This is a genomic window from Mesorhizobium sp. M2E.F.Ca.ET.219.01.1.1, assembly GCF_004016445.2.
Classification (GTDB): domain Bacteria; phylum Pseudomonadota; class Alphaproteobacteria; order Rhizobiales; family Rhizobiaceae; genus Mesorhizobium.
The window spans coordinates 350,681-368,692 of record NZ_SADT02000004.1 but is presented as its reverse complement, the minus strand read 5'-3'; the positions used below and the strand labels follow the sequence as shown (position 1 = coordinate 368,692).

19 protein-coding genes, 3 tRNA genes and 1 pseudogene are annotated in these 18,012 nt (G+C 62.8%); 9 read left to right on the top strand and 14 right to left on the bottom strand.

Annotated elements, in window-relative coordinates:
- Positions 1 to 45: 45 nt before the first annotated feature.
- The 3 genes from EN862_RS21825 to tuf all read right to left on the bottom strand — a co-directional run bounded on the left by EN862_RS21825 (position 46) and on the right by tuf (position 3,675).
- The gene (locus EN862_RS21825; protein ID WP_127868903.1) at positions 46 to 531 is read right to left on the bottom strand and encodes a group II truncated hemoglobin; all 486 of its coding nucleotides are present in this window, start codon (positions 529 to 531) and stop codon (positions 46 to 48) included.
- A 145-nt stretch (positions 532 to 676) separates the two neighbouring features.
- Entirely contained in the window at positions 677 to 2,215 is a 1,539-nt protein-coding gene (locus EN862_RS21820; protein ID WP_127868904.1) for a hypothetical protein, read from the bottom strand.
- 284 nt (positions 2,216 to 2,499) lie between these two features.
- A complete protein-coding gene (gene tuf, locus EN862_RS21815; protein WP_126082815.1) occupies positions 2,500 to 3,675 on the bottom strand; it encodes an elongation factor Tu in 1,176 nt (391 codons plus the stop codon).
- Positions 3,676 to 3,902: 227 nt separating this feature from the next.
- On the opposite strand from tuf, the gene EN862_RS21810 reads away from it, so the two are divergent.
- Positions 3,903 to 4,790 carry a DMT family transporter gene (locus EN862_RS21810; protein ID WP_127867942.1) on the top strand — a complete coding sequence of 296 codons (888 nt, stop codon included), beginning with the start codon at positions 3,903 to 3,905 and terminating at the stop codon, positions 4,788 to 4,790.
- Between the two features lie 107 nt (positions 4,791 to 4,897).
- On the opposite strand, the gene EN862_RS21805 is transcribed toward EN862_RS21810, so the two are convergent.
- Complete coding sequence (locus EN862_RS21805; RefSeq protein ID WP_127867941.1) at positions 4,898 to 5,704, bottom strand: sulfotransferase family 2 domain-containing protein; 807 nt, start codon at positions 5,702 to 5,704, stop codon at positions 4,898 to 4,900.
- Between the two features lie 120 nt (positions 5,705 to 5,824).
- Entirely contained in the window at positions 5,825 to 6,082 is a 258-nt protein-coding gene (locus EN862_RS21800; RefSeq protein WP_127867940.1) for a GlsB/YeaQ/YmgE family stress response membrane protein, read from the bottom strand.
- Positions 6,083 to 6,209: 127 nt separating this feature from the next.
- Between EN862_RS21800 and EN862_RS21795 the strand changes: the two genes are divergently transcribed.
- Positions 6,210 to 6,665, top strand: coding sequence for a YidB family protein (locus EN862_RS21795; protein ID WP_127867939.1), 456 nt, complete (start codon positions 6,210 to 6,212; stop codon positions 6,663 to 6,665).
- Positions 6,666 to 6,738: 73 nt separating this feature from the next.
- Here the strand turns inward: EN862_RS21795 and EN862_RS21790 are convergent.
- Both EN862_RS21790 and EN862_RS21785 read right to left on the bottom strand, forming a co-directional pair.
- Positions 6,739 to 6,812 (bottom strand) — tRNA-Gly (locus EN862_RS21790).
- A gap of 88 nt (positions 6,813 to 6,900) precedes the next feature.
- Positions 6,901 to 6,985: transfer RNA gene (locus tag EN862_RS21785), tRNA-Tyr, on the bottom strand.
- A gap of 199 nt (positions 6,986 to 7,184) precedes the next feature.
- On the opposite strand from EN862_RS21785, the gene EN862_RS21780 reads away from it, so the two are divergent.
- Positions 7,185 to 8,048, top strand: a complete 864-nt coding sequence (locus EN862_RS21780; protein ID WP_127867938.1) for an RNA methyltransferase — start codon at positions 7,185 to 7,187, stop codon at positions 8,046 to 8,048.
- Positions 8,049 to 8,148: 100 nt separating this feature from the next.
- Here EN862_RS21780 and EN862_RS21775 read toward each other — a convergent pair.
- The 3 genes and pseudogenes from EN862_RS21775 to gcl all read right to left on the bottom strand — a co-directional run.
- Positions 8,149 to 9,090: pseudogene (locus EN862_RS21775) on the bottom strand (2-hydroxy-3-oxopropionate reductase); the annotation flags it as partial.
- A 48-nt stretch (positions 9,091 to 9,138) separates the two neighbouring features.
- On the bottom strand, positions 9,139 to 9,936 hold the full coding sequence (otnI, locus tag EN862_RS21770; RefSeq protein WP_127867936.1) for a 2-oxo-tetronate isomerase: 798 nt from the start codon (positions 9,934 to 9,936) through the stop codon (positions 9,139 to 9,141).
- Between the two features lie 25 nt (positions 9,937 to 9,961).
- Positions 9,962 to 11,743: a glyoxylate carboligase gene (gene gcl / locus EN862_RS21765; protein WP_127867935.1), complete on the bottom strand. Its 1,782-nt coding sequence runs from the start codon at positions 11,741 to 11,743 to the stop codon at positions 9,962 to 9,964.
- A gap of 203 nt (positions 11,744 to 11,946) precedes the next feature.
- Here gcl and bhcR point away from each other — a divergent pair, with 203 nt between their 5' ends.
- Positions 11,947 to 12,768, top strand: a complete 822-nt coding sequence (gene bhcR / locus EN862_RS21760; protein ID WP_127867934.1) for an HTH-type transcriptional regulator BhcR — start codon at positions 11,947 to 11,949, stop codon at positions 12,766 to 12,768.
- Here bhcR and EN862_RS21755 read toward each other — a convergent pair.
- Positions 12,765 to 13,124, bottom strand: a complete 360-nt coding sequence (locus EN862_RS21755) for a hypothetical protein (protein WP_127867933.1) — start codon at positions 13,122 to 13,124, stop codon at positions 12,765 to 12,767. The genes bhcR and EN862_RS21755 overlap by 4 nt on opposite strands.
- A 205-nt stretch (positions 13,125 to 13,329) precedes the next feature.
- On the opposite strand from EN862_RS21755, the gene EN862_RS21750 reads away from it, so the two are divergent.
- Positions 13,330 to 13,695 (top strand): hypothetical protein, encoded by a 366-nt coding sequence (locus EN862_RS21750; protein ID WP_245519664.1) that lies wholly within the window; start codon positions 13,330 to 13,332, stop codon positions 13,693 to 13,695.
- 55 nt (positions 13,696 to 13,750) lie between these two features.
- On the opposite strand, the gene EN862_RS36955 is transcribed toward EN862_RS21750, so the two are convergent.
- Together EN862_RS36955 and EN862_RS21740 are read right to left on the bottom strand one after the other, a co-directional pair.
- Positions 13,751 to 14,242 carry a BA14K family protein gene (locus EN862_RS36955; RefSeq protein WP_245519663.1) on the bottom strand — a complete coding sequence of 164 codons (492 nt, stop codon included), beginning with the start codon at positions 14,240 to 14,242 and terminating at the stop codon, positions 13,751 to 13,753.
- Positions 14,243 to 14,271: 29 nt separating this feature from the next.
- A complete protein-coding gene (locus EN862_RS21740; protein WP_127867931.1) occupies positions 14,272 to 14,439 on the bottom strand; it encodes a hypothetical protein in 168 nt (55 codons plus the stop codon).
- Positions 14,440 to 14,590: 151 nt separating this feature from the next.
- Between EN862_RS21740 and EN862_RS21735 the strand changes: the two genes are divergently transcribed.
- A tRNA-Thr gene (locus EN862_RS21735) sits at positions 14,591 to 14,666 on the top strand.
- 194 nt (positions 14,667 to 14,860) lie between these two features.
- Positions 14,861 to 15,223, top strand: a complete 363-nt coding sequence (locus EN862_RS21730; protein ID WP_127867930.1) for a hypothetical protein — start codon at positions 14,861 to 14,863, stop codon at positions 15,221 to 15,223.
- Between the two features lie 149 nt (positions 15,224 to 15,372).
- Here EN862_RS21730 and EN862_RS21725 read toward each other — a convergent pair whose 3' ends face one another.
- Positions 15,373 to 15,987 (bottom strand): TetR/AcrR family transcriptional regulator, encoded by a 615-nt coding sequence (locus tag EN862_RS21725; protein WP_127867929.1) that lies wholly within the window; start codon positions 15,985 to 15,987, stop codon positions 15,373 to 15,375.
- Between the two features lie 93 nt (positions 15,988 to 16,080).
- On the opposite strand from EN862_RS21725, the gene EN862_RS21720 reads away from it, so the two are divergent.
- Positions 16,081 to 17,157 carry a spermidine/putrescine ABC transporter substrate-binding protein gene (locus EN862_RS21720; RefSeq protein WP_127867928.1) on the top strand — a complete coding sequence of 359 codons (1,077 nt, stop codon included), beginning with the start codon at positions 16,081 to 16,083 and terminating at the stop codon, positions 17,155 to 17,157.
- A gap of 8 nt (positions 17,158 to 17,165) precedes the next feature.
- Positions 17,166 to 18,011, top strand: a complete 846-nt coding sequence (locus tag EN862_RS21715; RefSeq protein ID WP_127867927.1) for an ABC transporter permease — start codon at positions 17,166 to 17,168, stop codon at positions 18,009 to 18,011.
- Position 18,012 lies beyond the last annotated feature (1 nt).

Sequence of the window (18,012 nt, the reverse complement as noted above, 5' to 3'; positions counted from 1 at the left end):
ATTTTCGCCCGCGACGGATTGCGTTGCCAGAAAACGCGCCTGGGCCTACGACTTTCCGGCCGGCGGCTTGTATGGTCCACCCGGCACGCCCCAGCCCCAGGCCGGCATCGGCTCCGTCTCGGGATCGCAAGTCTCGCCCAGATTCGAGTTCATCTTCGCCAGCCGCGATCCCCATTCGACGTAGCCCATGAAAGCGGAACGGAATTCCGGATCATCGGGCAGGCCGACTTCATCGGCCGAGTCGGCTAGCAGGTTGATCCAGCGGCGGCGCTGCTCCTCGGTGAGGTGCTTGCCGAGATGATGCATCACCATCTCGCGGTGGCCGCCAAACTCCTCGCTATAAGTTTTCGGCCCGCCGAAGACCTCACCGATGAAGGCGGCGACGTGCGCCGGATGATCCGGCGACATGGTCTTGAACACAGGGCCGACAATCGGATCCAGGGCCACTTTGCCGTAGAAAGTGCGTGTCAGCCTGTTGAGCGCCTCGCCGCCTCCGGCCCATTCGTACAAAGTCGGGATTTCCGCGCTCATCGCCGATCCTCCGTTCCGCAAATCGCGCGAGGAGGATAGCGGCGCCGCCCTGCCCGGCTCAACCTGCCTCGATGGCCAGTGCGGGCTATCTCCTTGTCTACGCAATTCCGAACGGAAAACCGCAAACACTTTTCCTGGAATTGCTCTAAAGTTTCGCCGGCGCCTCGGCCTCGGCGTTGGCAGCGGGCAGCACTCGGCAATTGTCCGGCTTCGGCGATGATTTGCAGATGGTCGCCCCGGTCAGCGCATCCACCGATTGCGGTCCGGTCGTGAGCCCGAATTCGCGCAGTTCGCCCTGGCTGAGTTCCCTGTGCTTGGAAAACTGCGCCGACTGCATGGCGGCGAAAAAGCCCGAGCCGATCGCCATCTCGCCGAGATACGCCCTGACCTTCTCTTCCATGCCCATGGAATCCACCAAAAAATGCGCATCGGCACCGACAAGGCGCCTTATGCCGCCGGCGATCATCACCGCGCAGGCGGCGTCGCATTGGGCGCCTGCATCGATGGTGAGACCGCTGTAGAGGCCCTCGGTCGGTTCGCAACCCGCCTTGCCCGGATCGCAATCGAGAAAGTCCGTTCGGGCGACCGCAACATCCAACCCGCGCTCACGGATCAGGCGGCCTGCGGCAAGCGCTGCCTGCACATCGCCGCCTGGCGAGTTGACGACCATCGGCAACCTGCGCCCGCCGATCGTGTCGAGCAGTTGGCGAAGCTTGCCGGCCGTGCCAGCGGCGATCGTGCCTTCCGCCGAAATCCATTCCGGACAATCGGGATTGCAAAGCGGATTGCTGCCGCGGACGACAACGAAGCGCATCTCCTGTTCCTGGATCTGCGGCCCGGGCGCCGGGGCCGGAGCAGCGGGCAAAGGCGCGGCTTCAACGTTCGCGACCTCAGCCGGCTTGCCGTTCGACGGCACCTCGCGGCAATTCGCCGGCACGGGATTGCGCCGGCACATGGTCTTTTCGGTCAGCAGATCGAGCGAATCGAGGCTGGTGACGAGCTTCATCTCGAGCATGTCGTCGGGCTCGATCTGCCTGATATCGCTGGCGGGCGTCGCCTTCATCACATCCAGCATGCCCTGGTCGACGCCCATCTCCTTCAGATAGGCCGAGAGCCGCTTCTCGACCGCCTTGCTCATCTCATAGGTCTTGTAGCTGCCGGCATTCTTGCGGCTGACGATCCTGGTGCTGATGATCTTCTTCTTACCGTTCACCATCCGGTAGGTCGTGCGGTAGAGTAGCTGCTCACGCCGGAAGGTGGTGGTGATCTGGTGGACACCGAGATAGGCCCATTCGCCGACGATGCGGCGGATGCCGCCGGCAAACATCAGCGGACAGGCCGAATTGCACATCGCGCCGCTGTCGTAAGCGACTCCGGAATAGGGCTGCTGCTCGGCGTCTTTGCCCCGGCAGTTCTTCATCCCCGGCGAGCAGCCGGAAAACTCCGTGATGCCGACCGCGATATCGAGCTTGTTCTTGCGGATCATGCGGCCAAGCTGGAGCGCGGCATCGACATTGCCGCCGGGAGAATTGACGACGATCGGCAGTTGCCGCCCACCGAGCGTGTTCAGCAAGCGCCTGAACAGCGCTGGCGTGCCGGCCTCGATCGTGCCTTCGGCGGAAATCCATTCCGGGCAATTCGGCGCGCAACCCTGCGCGCTGCTGCGCACCACGACGAAGCGCATCGTCGGGCCGTAATCGGGCGGATCTTCCTTCGCGGCGGCGCCGAAGGCGGCCAGCGTCAGGGCAGCGGCCAGCCCTAGCGGCACCAATCCGCGCCAGCACCGTATGATCTTTGAACGGAATGCGGAAACCACGCCTGGCAAGCCCCTTGGGTACAAGCCATACTAGTGGCGGCGACGATGCTTGCAACAGAATTGAAAAAGAGCCGCGCGTTACTGTTTCCAAGACGAAAAAAGGGCGGCCCGAAGACCGCCCTTTCCTTGTCGACCGGCAAAAGCCGGATCGATTATTCCTTGATGGTGACGACGATGCCGGCACCGACGGTGCGGCCGCCTTCACGGATGGCGAAGCGCAGCTTCTCTTCCATCGCGATCGGCACGATCAGCTCGACGTCGACGGTGATGTTGTCGCCGGGCATCACCATCTCGGTGCCGGCCGGCAGCGTCACGATGCCGGTCACGTCCGTCGTGCGGAAGTAGAACTGCGGACGGTAGTTGGTGAAGAACGGCGTGTGACGGCCACCCTCGTCCTTGGTCAGGATGTAGGCTTCGGCCACGAACTTCTTGTGCGGCTTCACCGAGCCGGGCTTGGCCAGAACCTGGCCGCGCTCGACGCCTTCACGGTCGATGCCTCGCAGCAGCGCGCCGATGTTGTCGCCGGCCTGACCCTGGTCGAGCAGCTTGCGGAACATCTCCACGCCCGTGCAGGTCGTCTTGGTGGTCGGACGGATGCCGACGATTTCCAGTTCCTCGCCGACCTTGACCACGCCGCGCTCGACGCGGCCGGTCACCACCGTGCCGCGGCCCGAGATCGAGAACACGTCCTCGATCGGCATCAGGAACGGCTTGTCCAGCGGACGAACAGGCGTCGGGATGTAGGCGTCGACCTGGGCCATCAGCTCGCGGATGGCGTCCTCGCCGATGGTCTTGTTGGAATCCTCAAGCGCGGCCAGAGCCGAGCCCTTGACGATCGGAATGTCGTCGCCGGGGAACTCGTTCTTCGACAAAAGCTCGCGAACCTCGAGCTCGACCAGCTCGAGCAGCTCGGCGTCGTCGACCTGATCGACCTTGTTGAGGAACACAACGATCGAGGGCACGCCGACCTGGCGGGCGAGCAGGATGTGCTCGCGGGTCTGCGGCATCGGGCCATCGGCGGCCGACACGACCAGGATCGCGCCGTCCATCTGGGCGGCACCGGTGATCATGTTCTTCACATAGTCGGCGTGGCCGGGGCAGTCGACATGGGCATAGTGACGGTTGGCCGTCTCATACTCGACATGCGCCGTCGAGATGGTGATGCCGCGCGCCTTCTCTTCGGGTGCTGCGTCGATCTGGTCATAGCGCTTGTATTCGCCAAAATACTTCGTGATCGCCGCCGTCAGCGACGTCTTGCCATGATCGACGTGGCCGATCGTGCCAATGTTCACATGCGGCTTGGTGCGCTCGAATTTACCTTTTGCCATAGTCTCTTTCCTTGGACGGCCTTGACCTTCAGTTCAGTCGAATGCGGGGCGATTAGCGACAACGGCCGAAAAACACAAGTGCCTTGTGGCTGAGCGGATTCCCGCTCGACCCGAACCAATGGTCGATTTCAGTGGGATGTGGGCGGATATAGGGCTGCCGCGCGTAAAATCAAAGGCGCCCGGCTGGCCCATTGCCGCCGTGGCGCCGCTCTGATCTTGTCGGCCGCATGCAGTTCATTCCATCCAATATCCGCGGCCCGCTGTTCATGATCCTCGCGACGGGATCCTACCTCGTCAACGACACGATGATGAAGCTCGCGACCGCAGGTCTGCCGCCCTATGAGGTGCTCCTGCTGCGAGGTACCGCCGCGACGCTGTGGGGCGTGCCGCTGCTCCTGATGCTTGGTTACGCCCGGCAGATCCCGCTGCTTTTCGAGCGCAAGGTGCTGCGCCGCAACCTGTTCGAGCTCTTGGCGATCCTCTGCTATGTCGTCGCCCTGGCCAACATGCAGATCGCGGATTCCACCGCGCTGGGCCAGATCACGCCGCTCATCGTGCTGGTCGGCTCCTCGATGCTGTTCGGCGAAAAGATCGGCGCCACGCGCGTGGCGCTGATCGGCCTTGGCTTTGTCGGAGCGCTCATGGTGGCGCAGCCGACCATGCAGGGCATTTCGGTCTATGCGCTGCTGGCGCTCGGCAATGCGGCCTTCGCGGCGGTGCGCGATATAGCCGGCCGCAAAGTGGGTGCCGAGGTGCCCGGCATGATCGTCGCCATCTCCGCCGTCCTGGTGGTGCTGGTCGGCTCAGGCGCGGCGCATCTCGTCTCCGAGCAATGGGTGATGCCCGAAGGACGCCATCTGCTGCTGATCGCGGGTGCCGGCCTGTTCCTGATCTTCGGCCATTTCTTCATCTTCATGGCCTACCGCGTCGGGCCGACAAGCGCGGTGGCGCCCTTCTATTACTGCTTCACCGTCTGGGCAGTCATTTCGGGGCTGCTGGTGTTCGGGCAGTTTCCCAACGCGCTCGCCGTCTGCGGCATCCTGCTGGTCATCGCCAGCGGCCTGGCGATCGTCTCGCTCGACGAAAGGCGCCGGCGCATGGCGATCGTCGCCTGAAGCCACGCGATCCGCGATTGGGATAGTGCTTGTTTTTACGCAATTCCGGACGGAGGGCTACGGCGAAGGCGCTGAGCCTAACCGCTCACACTTTTCCTGGAATTGCTTTAGCGACCCACGCGCATTGCCAGCGGGCGCCTGGCCAGGAAATCCCTGAGGTTGCGCAGCGTGCGCGGGTATATGAGGCGGCCGTCGCGAGGCACGGTGAAATCGCACGCGACGTGGAGCGAGGACGGATCCTCGGGAGCGCCCTTGGGGATTCCTCCCCATCTTGCCGGATCGTAATAGTCGACGAGGAACGCATAGTCGTATCGGCAAAAGCGCATCGCTTTCGCCATCGCGACAGGTGACAGGTCTGAAGGGCTGATCCTCGTCCTCGCCGCCTGCAGCCTCGGCATGGAGATTTTCCTGCCGCTGACCGACGACAGGAATGCCTCGACCTTGTCCATCTCTTCAAACCTGAAGACGTGCTCGAACAGGAAAAGACTGGAGCCGAGGAAATGGCGCGGCGAGGCGACGTGGAACTGGATTTCCCACGAGGACGCGCTGTATTTTTCGACGTTGAGGATGAAGGTGTCGAGGTCCGGATCGGTCGGCAGTCCGAAAGCCTCGAGCATTTCGGCCTTTGCCGACGACCGCGTCAGAACGTTTACGTCCAATATCCTGCTGGAATAGGCCGAGAGAAGCCGTTCCAGCGGATCGCGGACGATGGTGAACTTGCCGCCCAGCCCGTCATAGACCGGCACAAACGGATCGACCCAGCTGGTGAAGAGACGACCGTGGACTTCATTGTCCGGATCAGCGAGAGGCGCCTGCCCACCGCTGAGCGCCATCAGCGCGTATTTGACGCTGCTGGTGCCGCTTTTCGGGACAGGATAATAGGTGACGGGAAGTCCTTGAATCTGGACCGCCATTGCAGGTGTGCCTCGCGCCGACCCAGCGCCAATGCGCCGCGCGATCACGCGCGGCGACCGGCGCGAAACCCAATCATCGCCACGCGGCCTGCCGGGCCGCGGACTTTCTCGCCTATAGATCTACAGCGTGCGCTTGCCACTGATCTGGTGATAGGCCCAGAGCACGACGACCGAGCCCACCACGGCCACGATCAGGCTCCAGATGTTGAGGCCGGTGACGCCCTGCGCGCCGAAGGCGCTGAAGATCACGCCGCCGACGATGGCGCCGACGATGCCGAGCACGATATCCATGACCATGCCCTGGCCGGTCTTGTTGACGATCTTGCTGCCGATGAACCCGGCGATGATGCCGAGAATGATCCAGCTGATGATGCCCATAATTCCCTCCAAATTCCCCGCCCCGCCATCATGGTCATATGATTGTCAAAAGCTCAAGACAGCTTGAAATTCCGCCCGTTTGCGCCATTCTGGCGCCGGCGGACTTGGCTGGACAAGGAGATCCACGATGGGCCTTTTCGACAATGCTGTTCCCGGCGGCAATATCACCAAACCCCTGATGATCGCGCTCGGTGCGCTTTTGGTCGGCAAGATGCTGAGCGGCAGAAGCGAAGAACCGGCCGCGCCGCAGGCTCCTGCGCCGACTCCTGCCGACACCGGCGCTTCGGCCGATGGCGGCCTGCTCGGCGGTCTCGGCGGCCTGCTCGGCAAGCTCAGGGACGCCGGACACGGCAACGTCGCCGACTCCTGGGTCGGGACGGGCCAGAACCAGCCGATCAACCCGGGCGATCTCGGCTCGGCGCTCGGTCCGGCGGTGATCCGCGAGATCGCCCAGCGCACCGGCATGAGCGAGCAGGAGCTGCTGCAGCAACTCTCCACGGCGCTGCCCGGCATCGTCGACAAGCTGACGCCGAACGGCCAGATCCCGCAAAACCATCAGGTCGCTTCGGCCTTCAACAGCTAAGGGCTCAACGGATGAGAACGCGCCGCGCGCCATGGTGCGCGGCGTTTCCTTGTCAGACAGCAGAGAAACAATCTGGAGCGGGTAGCGGGAATCGAACCCGCATATTCAGCTTGGAAGGCTGCTGCTCTACCACTGAGCTATACCCGCGCCTTGCACTGAGGTACCGGATGCACCCGAAAAGCGCCATGCACTTTTTGGTCTGAGACTTTTCGTTTCAGGGCTTCCGGGCCGGCAGTGGTGGAGAGGGTTGGATTCGAACCAACGTAGGCTAAGCCAACGGATTTACAGTCCGTCCCCTTTAACCACTCGGGCACCTCTCCAGTCTGCCGCCGGAGCCATGCAACGAGGCATTCGCGCTGATCCGGAGCCCGAGTTAGATCTTCTCCGAAATCAGCGAAGCGCCTTATGGCGGCAAGGCCGGTGGGTGTCAACCGGCGCGGCCAGGGTTTTTCGAGGATGTTTTACATCAATCGTCGCGGCCCATATCCTTAGCCGGACGAGGCGGCTATAGAAGCCCGCATGAGCGACGAAAAAAGCAACAAGCCGGGCACGCGCAAGGACACCCACTACGCCAAGCTGCGGCGCGCGCACCGCGACCAGAAGGCGGGCGGCGCGCCGGCGTTCCGGCCGCGCCAGCCTGTCCCGCCTGGCGAAGCGCCCAGCGATGGACTGGTGCGGCTTTATGGGTTGCACACGGTGCGGGCCGCGCTCGACAATCCGCGCCGCAAGATCAAAAAGATGCTGGTGACCCGCAACGCGGCCGAGCGGCTCTCGATCGGCGAGCTTGCCGCCCTTCCCTTCAAGGCCGAGCTGGTCGAGCCGAAGGACATCGACAGGATCACCGGGTCGGACGCCGTGCATCAGGGCGTGCTGATCGAAGCGGAGCCGCTCAAGCCCAAGCGTCTCGACGCGCTTGGGGATACGAGGCTGGTGCTGGTGCTCGACCAGGTGACGGACCCGCACAATGTCGGCGCGATCCTGCGCTCCGCGGTCGCCTTCGGCGCCGGCGCGCTGATCACCACGGCCCGTCATAGCCCGCAGGAATCCGGCGTTCTGGCGAAATCCGCATCCGGCGCCCTGGAACATATCGACCAGATCGAGGTGAAGAACCTCGCCGATGCGCTCGGCCAACTGCACGAGGCAGGGTTCCAGACCATCGGGCTCGATTCCGAAGGGCCTGCCGAGCTGGAAAACACTTTCGACGGCGAGAAAATTGCGCTGGTGCTGGGCGCGGAAGGCAAGGGCCTGCGCCAGAAGACGCGCGAGACGGTGACCGCACTTGCCCGCCTCGACATGCCAGGCGCCATCCACTCGCTCAACGTGTCGAATGCGGCGGCGGTGAGCCTTTACGCGGCGAGGAAATTCATAGCGAATAGCGAATAGCGAATAGCGAATAGCGGGAACACGGCGCCCCGTAGGCCTGCAACCCCTAACCGCTACTCCCTATCCCCTATTCGCTACTCCCTATTCGCTATTCGCTTCTCTAAGCTATTTCGTGGCCCGCCATCCGCTCCAGCGCCCTCACCAGCGCCGAATGATCTTCCTTGGCGGCGCCATTGGCGGCGCAGGAATTGAAGAGCTGCTGCGTGGTCGAGGTGTTGGGCAGCGAGACACCGAGCGCTTTCGCGCCTTCCAGCGCGAGGTTAAGATCCTTCTGGTGCAGCTCGATGCGGAAGCCAGGCGCGAAGGTGCGCTTGATCATGCGCTCGCCATGCACTTCGAGGATGCGCGAAGCCGCAAGCCCGCCCATCAACGCCTGCCTGACTTTTGCGGGGTCGGCACCGGCCTTCGAGGCGAAAACCAGGGCTTCGCCGACGGCTTCGATGGTGAGGGCCACGACGATCTGGTTGGCGACCTTGGTGGTCTGGCCGACGCCGTTCGGTCCGACCAAAGTGATGTTCTTGCCCATCTTCTCGAACACCGGCCGGGCGCGCTCGAAGGGCTTTTCGTCGCCGCCGACCATGATCGTCAGCGATGCCGCCTTGGCGCCGACCTCGCCGCCGGACACCGGAGCGTCGAGATAGTCGCAGCCGAGATCGTTGATCTTTTTCGCGAACTCCTTGGTGGCGATCGGCGAGATCGAGCTCATGTCGACGACGAGCTTGCCCTTGGACAGACCCGAGGCGACGCCGTTTTCGCCGAACAGCACGTCGGCCACCTGCGGCGTGTCCGGCACCATGGTGATGATGATGTCGGCGGCCTCGGCAACCGCATTGTGGCCGGTGACGGTCTTCAGCCCCTTGGCGGTAAGATCGGCCGGTGGCTTGGAGCGATGGTCGCTGGCGACGACCTTGTAGCCGGCGACGAGGAGGTGCCCCGCCATCGGCGCGCCCATGATGCCGAGGCCGATGAAGCCGATGGTTTCCATTGTTTGCTCCTGAAATTCCCAGCTCGAATTGCCGAGAGGTCTGCGCTGCCCCTCATCCGCCTGTCGGCACCTTCTCCCCGTATAGTGACGGGGAGAAGGAAGCTCTTAAGCCGCCGCGCTGCCCTGCCCGGCGAACGCGCTGAACCAGCCGAGCCCGGCTTCGGTGCTGGCCATCGGCTTGTATTCGGCGCCGATCCAGCCGGAATAGCCGAGCCGGTCGATGTGGTCGTAGAGGAAAGGATAGTTGATCTCGCCCGTCCCCGGCTCGTGACGGCCGGGATTATCCGCAAGCTGGATATGCGCGATGCGGCCGAGGTTCGCCTCGATGGTACGGGCGAGATCCCCCTCCATGATCTGCATGTGATAGATGTCGTATTGCAGGAACAGGTTCTTCGAGCCGATGCGGTCGATCAGCGCCAGGGCCTGGTCGGAATAGTTCAGGAAGAAGCCTGGGATGTCGCGGGTGTTGATCGGCTCGATCAGCAGCCTGATGCCGGCCTGTTCCAGCTTCTCGGCCGCGAAGGCCAGGTTTTCGGCAAAGACATTTTCCAGCACCGTGCGGTCGGCGCCCTGCGGCGCGATGCCGGCAAGGCAGTTGACCTGCTCGCAGCCCAGCGCATGGGCGTAGCTGATCGCCTTGGCGACGCCCTGGCGGAATTCCGGCACGCGGTCGGGCAGCACGGCGACGCCGCGCTCGCCCTTGGCCCAGTCGCCGGCCGGCAGGTTGAAGAGAACCTGGGTCAAGCCGTTTTTCTTCAAGCGCGCCGCAACGACGTCCGGCGCGTGATGATAGGGACCGATATATTCGATGCCCTTGAAGCCGGCGCGGGCGGCGGCATCGAAACGGTCGAGGAAATCATGCTCACCGAAGAGCATCGAAAGATTGGCTGAAAAACGCGGCATTCTTTTCTCCTCTCTCCGCAGATCCTTAGTCGAGCATCACGATGGCCGTGGGGGCATCCTCATGGCTCTCGGCAAGCTCCTCGAATTCGGTGATCTTGTCGATTTCCGTGCCCATGGAAATGTTGGTGACGCGCTCGAGGATGAATTCCAACACCACCGGAACCTGGTGCTCCTTCATCAGCCGTTGCGCCTCCTTGAAGGCGCCGGCGAACTCCTCGGGCTTTCTCACCCTGACCGCCTTGCAGCCCATCGCCTCGGCGACCGCGACATGGTCGACGCCGTAGCCCGCATCCGGATCGCCTGCGCGGTTCACGTTCTCGAAGGCGAGGCTCACCTCGTAATCCATCGAGAAGCCGCGCTGCGCCTGGCGGATCAGGCCGAGATAGGCGTTGTTCACGACGACGTGGATGTAGGGCAGCTTGTGCTGCGCGCCGACGGCCAGTTCCTCGATCATGAACTGGAAATCATAGTCGCCGGAAAGCGCGACGATATCGCGGTCCGGATCGGCGGCCCGCACGCCGAGCGCTGCCGGCAGGGTCCAGCCGAGCGGTCCGGCCTGGCCACAATTGATCCAGTTGCGCGGCTTGTAGACATGCAGGAACTGCGCGCCGGCGATCTGCGACAGACCGATCGTGGTAACATAGGTGGTGTCGCGGGCGAACGCCTTGTTCATCTCCTCATAGACGCGCTGCGGCTTCAGCGGCACCTGCTCGAAATGCGTCTTGCGCTTCATCGTCTTCTTGCGCTGCTGGCATTCCTTGGCCCAGCCCGTCCAGTCGCGCAGCTTGCCGGCGGTGCGCCATTCGGTTGCGACGTCGAGCAGGATCTTCAGCGCCGCGCCCGCATCCGAGACGAGGCCGAGATCCGGCGCGAAGACGCGGCCGATCTGGGTGGGCTCGATGTCGACATGGATGAACTTTTTCCCCTTGGTGTAGACGTCGATCGAGCCGGTGTGGCGGTTGGCCCAGCGGTTGCCGATGCCGAAGACGAAGTCGGCGGCAAGCATCGTCGCATTGCCGTAGCGGTGCGAGGTCTGCAGCCCACACATGCCGGCCATCAGCCGGTGGTCGTCGGGGATCGCGCCCCAGCCCATCAGCGTCGGGATGACCGGCACGCCGGTGACTTCGGCGAACTCGATCAGGAGATCGGACGCATCGGCATTGATGATGCCGCCGCCGGCGACGATCAGCGGCTTTTCCGCTTCGTTGAGCATCGCCAGCGCCTTCTCGGCCTGGGCGCGCGTCATCGCCGGCTTGAACGGAGCGAGCGGCTCATAGGCGTCGATGTCGAACTCGATCTCGGCAAGCTGAACGTCGAGCGGCAGGTCGACCAGCACCGGCCCGGGCCGCGAGGAGCGCATCAGGTGGAACGCCTTCTGCAGCGCCATCGGCACCAGGTAAGGTTCCATGACGGTGACCGCCCATTTGGCGACCGGTGCCGCGATCGAAGCGATGTCGACGGCTTGGAAATCCTCCTTGTTCAGCCGGGCGCGCGGCGCCTGGCCGGTGATGCAGAGGATCGGGATGGAGTCCGCGGACGCCGAGTAGAGGCCGGTGATCATGTCGGTGCCGGCCGGACCGGACGTGCCGATGCAGAGCCCGATATTGCCGGCCTTGGCGCGGGTATAGCCTTCGGCCATATGCGAGGCGCCCTCGACGTGGCGGGCAAGCACATGGCGGATGGTGCCGCGCGCCTTCAGCGCCGAATAGAGCGGATTGATCGCCGCGCCCGGCACGCCAAAGGCATTTGTGATGCCTTCCTTTTCGAGAACGAGAACTGCAGCGTCGACAGCGCGCATCCTGGCCATGACAAGCCTCCATTACGTTGGTTGGCTTGATAGTGACAGCGCGTCTTTGATTTTTCAACTTTTTCAGAATATTTTTTCATTTCTAGAAAACGGATATTACGGACTGATTTCGCTTCACTTTTCGTTTTCCAGAAAATCCGTCTCGACGACGACTGAAAAACTTTTTCATTGCGTCCAAACAGAAATCGGCGAGAATGCCGCCTATGGAAACGACGGAAAAACGCCAGCGTGGCCGGCCGCGCGCCTTCAACGGTCCTTCCGAAGCAGCGTCGGTGCAGTCGCTCGACCGGGCGCTGCGGATCCTCGCGATCGTTGCCGAGGCGAGCGGCCTGTCGCTGAGCGAAATCGCCGCGCAAAGCGGCATTGCGGCGTCCACCGCCTATCGCATGCTGACGACACTGGAAAACCACGGCATGGTCGAGTTCGACACGACCGACCAGCTTTGGTCTGTCGGCGTCGAAACCTACCGCATGGGCGCCGCCTTCCTGCGCCGCCGCAAGCTGGTCGACCGTGCCCGCATCGTCATGCAGGAACTGATGGAGAAGACCGGCGAAACCGCCAATCTGGGTGTCGCCGAGGATGATTGCGTCGTCTTTGTCAGCCAGGTCGAGACGCATCAGGCGATCCGCGCCTTCTTTCGGCCGGGCACGCGCAGCCCCTTCCATGCATCCGGCATCGGCAAGGCGGTGCTGGCGCATCTCGAGCCGGAGCGGGTCGCCGCCATCCTTCGCAAGGCGGGTTTGCAGCGCTACACCGACAAGACGCTGTCCGACATCTCGGCGCTGGCCCATGATCTGGCGACCATCAAGCATCGCGGCTGGTCGGTCGACGACGAGGAGCGCCATCCCGGCATGCGCTGCGTGGCGGCAGCCATCTTCGACGAATATGGCGAGCCGATCGGCGGCGTTTCGGTGTCCGGCCCGACGGTCCGGGTCACGCCCGAACGGCTGGCCGAGATCGGCCCGCTGGTTCGCGACGCGGCTGTCGAGGTGACAAAGATGATCGGCGGCGTGAAAGCGTATTAGGACGCGCCCGGCAACGCGCTCTTGGCCGCTACGTCGAAGAAATCAAGCAGGATCGCCAGCCCGACGCCGCAGGCCGCCAAGATGAGGCCGGCGATGAATATCCGACTGGCGCGGTCATGAATGGTTCGCTGCAGGGATTTGATGTCGAGCAGAATGGCAAGCGCCCGAATCTGCAGCGCGATCCCGACCAGGATCGGCAGGACGGCAATCAGATGGTAGGTCTGCCATGGAATCGGGTTGGCCGCCCAATGCGTGATGAAGCCTAGCGAAAACGCAAGCAGGATGCCGACGATGGTGATGGTGCCGTTGCGGAAAACCGGTTCGACCCGTTCTTCCTTGCGATCCTGCTCGTCCATGCCACCCTTCCCTCGCCTGACGTGAAAGCCAGACTAAACGCTTGCAAAATCGCTGTACATCGCTGGTTGCCTGCAGGAGGCGACCGGGCAATAGCCAGGCCGGACGACGGACTTGACCGCCTTGCCGGGCCGTCGGGATGCATGCGAAAGGGCACGGATGCGGAAAACAGTCTTCCTTCTATCCGTCGCTTCCCTTTGCGGATGCGTGGCGACGGCACCGGTCGAGCCCATCGCTGGCCCCAGCGGCAACCCGGTGGTCGATCCCGTTCCGATTTCGCTGGCCCTGGAGGAGATCATCACCGTCGGCGTCCGCCAGCATTTGAAGAACCCTGTCGCCGCCAAGTTTGGACCTTTGCTTGCCGGAGAACGCACAATAAGCGGCCGCCATGAGATCGTGGCGTGCGGTTATGTCGACGACAAGGGCGCTGCCGCCGGCAATGAACCTTTCATCGGCAAGATCTACCCCGATGCCGGAAACAGCTTCGAGCTCGTCGCGATAAACGATGCCTCGGTCAGCGGCGCCTGCAAGGCGGCGGGACTGGCGATGCCGGAGCTGAAGCCCAATGCCTAAATCGGTCGAGGTGGGAGGGGCCGCGTGCAGCCCCTCTTTCCTGGTCCGCCTTCTCTTACAGATGGCAATAGTGCGGGTAGCCGTCGTAGCCGATATAGGTGTTCGTATCCGGGTCATAGCTGCCGTAGCGGGCCATGCAGCGGCGAACATGCCAGGAACCTTCGTAGCCGCCTTCCTCGACATAGACCGGGCGCGGCTGCTGCTGGGAGAGCAGGCTGCCGAGGACGAAGCCGCCGACGCCGGCGGCAATACCGATGCCGAGCTCGCGATTGTGATGGTTGTGAGCAGCCGAAGGCTGGACGGTGCCGACGAGCGAGCCGGCGGCGACGGTGGTGGCGATGAGGCCGGAAACGATGGTGCGCTTGAACATGACGATCTCCTGGTTTCGTTGGAGAGGCGAACCATCCGCCTCTTGACCATGGGTCGTCGCGGCGCCGAAAAAGGTTCGAAGATTTTTTTCAGATTTTTCGCGGGCCTGAAAACCGCTCGCCTGAGGCGGGTGAATGGTAAAATGGTGAATGGTGAATGGTCCGGAAGGCGCCGCCATTCACCATCCACTATTTACCATTCACCACCTCATCCCATCCCCGTGACATGCCTCAGCCAAAACGCGAGCACGATGAAGCCGACGATGGTGGCGACGCCGGTCCAGTCGATGTTGGCCTTCTTCAGATCGCTGACAACCTTCACCAGGAGAAGCCAGGTCACGACGATGAGCGGCAGGATGATGACGAATCTGATCATGCGGCACCCCGTTCGATGCGATTGCACCTGAGCAAGATGTAGGAAGCCGCGCGCTGCTTTTCAGCATGCCGGCCAAGCCGCGCCGTCCATTAGCGAGCCAAAACGGAGTTTTGTCTTTACTGGCGCACGAAATGTGCTACCGCAGCGCCGTGCCCTTGTAGCTCAGCTGGTAGAGCAGCGGTTTTGTAAACCGAAGGTCGCGGGTTCGATCCCTGCCGGGGGCACCAGAATTACCCCAGATGACGATGCGAAGACTCGCTCATATTGCCGTCTTCCAAAAACTCTTGTAGTCGCAATCGGCTACTTCGGATCATCCGGCTGTATAGCCTAAATCGATGTGATCCATTTCATTGTCTCCCAGTGGTCCGCTGATAGGAATTGCGCCGTGAGCGAGTGCTCTCTGTGTGATATGGAGCGGAAAATGTCTGTATGTGAAACTGAACACTGGGTCCTCGACTGCGGCTCAGGCGGGTGTACGCTTTGGGAGGGGGAGAACGGCGAGGTTCTGTTCTGGAAATGCTACCCCACCGTCGTGTCGGCGAACCAAGCGGTCTCCGCGCGGAAGAAATCTCCTGGTGCGGAGCGGTTTGTTCTGGATCCTTCGCAAAAGATGACATTGTGCTACTCGGGTCTGGATAGGTCGCAGATCGCCGAGGCCTTTAGGGAGTTGACCGGCCGATCGATCGTCGTATCACAGACCGGAGATGCCGGCGCCCGGACGCTGTGCCAGACCGGCACCTTCGATCAGCTGCTTCAGGCAAGCGGGCTGGTTCTTCAGAAGTAGGCAAGACGCAAAACGGCCGTCCCCACGGCTACAGTGCAGCTGATGGGGGCGGTTCGTTGCGAATTTCGCGCCGCAACTCAAGGGGCCGGTTGCCGGCGACCGCCTGGTGGCAGGGAAACGATTACATTTCCCGCCTTCTCCCGATACACTCACACCCCAATCGCCGCCACCAGCACCCTATTCTGCCTTCGTATCGCCGCCCTCAGTTCCGGTATCCTCGCCTCGTTGCGCTTCACGAACTCGATGAACATCATGTTCATGTTGTTGAAGATCAGCTCGCCCACCGCAGTTCCGTCGATGTCGGCCCTCACCAGGCCGATCTCCTGCAGGCGGGCGATCAGCGCGCTGATCTGCCTGGTCAGTTCCCGGTCCAGCGCGGTGTAGGCCTGGCCGAAGGGGCTATCGGGCAGTTGCGTCGAGATCGCCATCGCCTGGCGCCACATCTCCTTGCTGAGATAGTTCAGCGAGTGCTCGATATAGATGCCGATCAGCGTATCCAGCGCGTCACCGACATTGGCGGGCGGGCTGGCGACCACACCTCGCCCGGCATTCAGCACCTCGTTGACTTCCATCGACACGATGGCGCCGAGGATGTCGCCCTTGTTCTGGTAGTAATTGTAGATGGTACCGATCGAGACCTCGGCCTGCGCAGCGATCGCTTCGATCTTGGCGCCTTCATAGCCGGCCTCGCGAAACAGCGCGGTGGCCGCATCGATGATGCGGCGGTGCCGGTCCGCCTTCTGCCGTTCGCGCAATCCGCTCATATCGGCCTCTCTGCCACAAAAACATAATTGACTCAATTTTAGAATTGGTTCAACTTTTCTTCCAACAAGCCAGCAAGGCAGGGAGAACACTCGATGACCGCTCGGAATCCGCTTTCCGCCCTGAAGTCTCATCTTTCAGCCGCTTGCGCGGCCGCCGCGCTGCTTCTTGCGGCCGGCGGCGCTGAGGCCGCCGATCTCAACGCGCTGATCTGGTGCGACCATTCCGATCCGGCGCTGCTCGAGCCATTCGAGAAGGCCAACGACGTCAAGGTCAACGTCAAGGAGTTCGAGGGCACCGGCGCGGGGCTGGCCATCGTCGACCAGTCGCAGCCCGGCGACTGGGACGTGATGGTGATCGATTCCATCGACGTGCCGCGCGGCGTCGAAAAGGGCCTGTTCGAGCCGCTGCCCGTGGATAAATTGCCCTTCGCCGATCTTTTCCCGGAAGTGAAGATGGACAAGTCGACCATCGTCGACGGCAAGCGCTACGGCATCACCGAAAAGTTCGGCTACAACACGATCGGCTTCAACAAGACCAAGGTCGACCCGGCCGACATGCAGTCGCTGGCCTCGCTGACCAGCGACAAATACAAGGGCAAGGTCGCGATCTACGATTACTACCTGCCGGTGATCGGCATGGCGGCTTTGGCGATCGGCAAGAAGACCGCCGATCTCACCGAGGCCGACCTGCCGGCGCTGAAGGCCGAGCTCCTCAAGATGAAGGCCAACGCCAAGCTGGTCGGCGAGGTCACCGCCAGCCAGACCGCTCTCGCCACCGGCGAGGTCGATATCCTGGTCGGCGGTGGCGAGTGGGTGACGGCCGGCCTTGCGAAGGAGAACCCGGCGCTCGACTTCTCGATCCCGAAGGAAGGTGCTGTGCTCTGGTCGCAGTCGCTCGCCATGTTCAAGGATTCCAAGAATAAGGACATGGCGCTGAAATTCATCCAGTACATCATGAGCCCTGAGGGCCAGGCACGCCTTGCCACCTCGTCCTGCTACTGGGGCATGCCGGCGAACAAGACCGCGGCGCTCACCGACGAGCAGAAGAAGATCCTGCGCTTCGACGAGCAGCCCGGCTTCCTAGCCCGCGCCCAGGCCTATCCGGCGCCGAACGCCGACCTCGACAAGAAGATGCAGGACATGTGGACCGAGATGCTGCAGGCGCAGTAAATCGGCCGATGAGCGTTTCTGGAAGCAACCCGCGTGCCCTGCCCTGGGCGCTGGTCACGCCGGCGCTGGCGTGGACGTGTGCGTTCTTCGTGCTGCCCTTCATCGCCATGGGGTTTTCCAGCCTCACGGGGCATGAAGGCGGCGGTTTCACCTTGGCCAATTACAGCCAGTTCTTCACCGATCCGTCCTATTGGCGGGCGATGGTGAACTCACTGGAGGTCACCGCCATCGTCACCGTGATCTCTATCCTGCTCGCCTATCCCTTTGCCTGGATCCTCGCCGAGATGGTGCCGGAACGCTGGCAGCGGCTGGCGCTGATGCTGGCCGTGCTGCCGTTCTGGACGTCCTATGTCGTGCGCTCCTACTCCTGGCTGCTGGTGCTGGCGCAGAACGGCGTCATCAACCGGGCGCTGACCGGCATCGGCCTGATCGGCGAGCCGCTGCAGCTCGCCAACACGCGTTTCGCCACCGTCACCGGCTTCGTGCACTTCTTCGTCATGCTTTTGACGCTGACGATTTTCGCCAATCTCAAGCAGCTCAGCCCGAGCTACCGCAAGGCAGCCGCCGATCTCGGCGCCGGGCCGGTGCGCACCTTCCTGCATGTCGTGCTGCCGCTGACTCTGCCCGGCATCATGGTCGGCGCCTTCCTCACATTCGTGCTCTGCATCGGCGACTACATCACGCCGCAGATCCTTGGCGGCAACAACGAGCTGGTCATGCCGCAGCTGGTCATGTTGCAGATCGGCCGGCGCGGCGACTTCCCGCTGGCCTCCGCGCTGTCGATCATCCTGATGGCGGTCGTCACCATCGCCTACCTCGCCTGCGCGCGCTGGCTGAAGATCGAGCGGGCCTGAC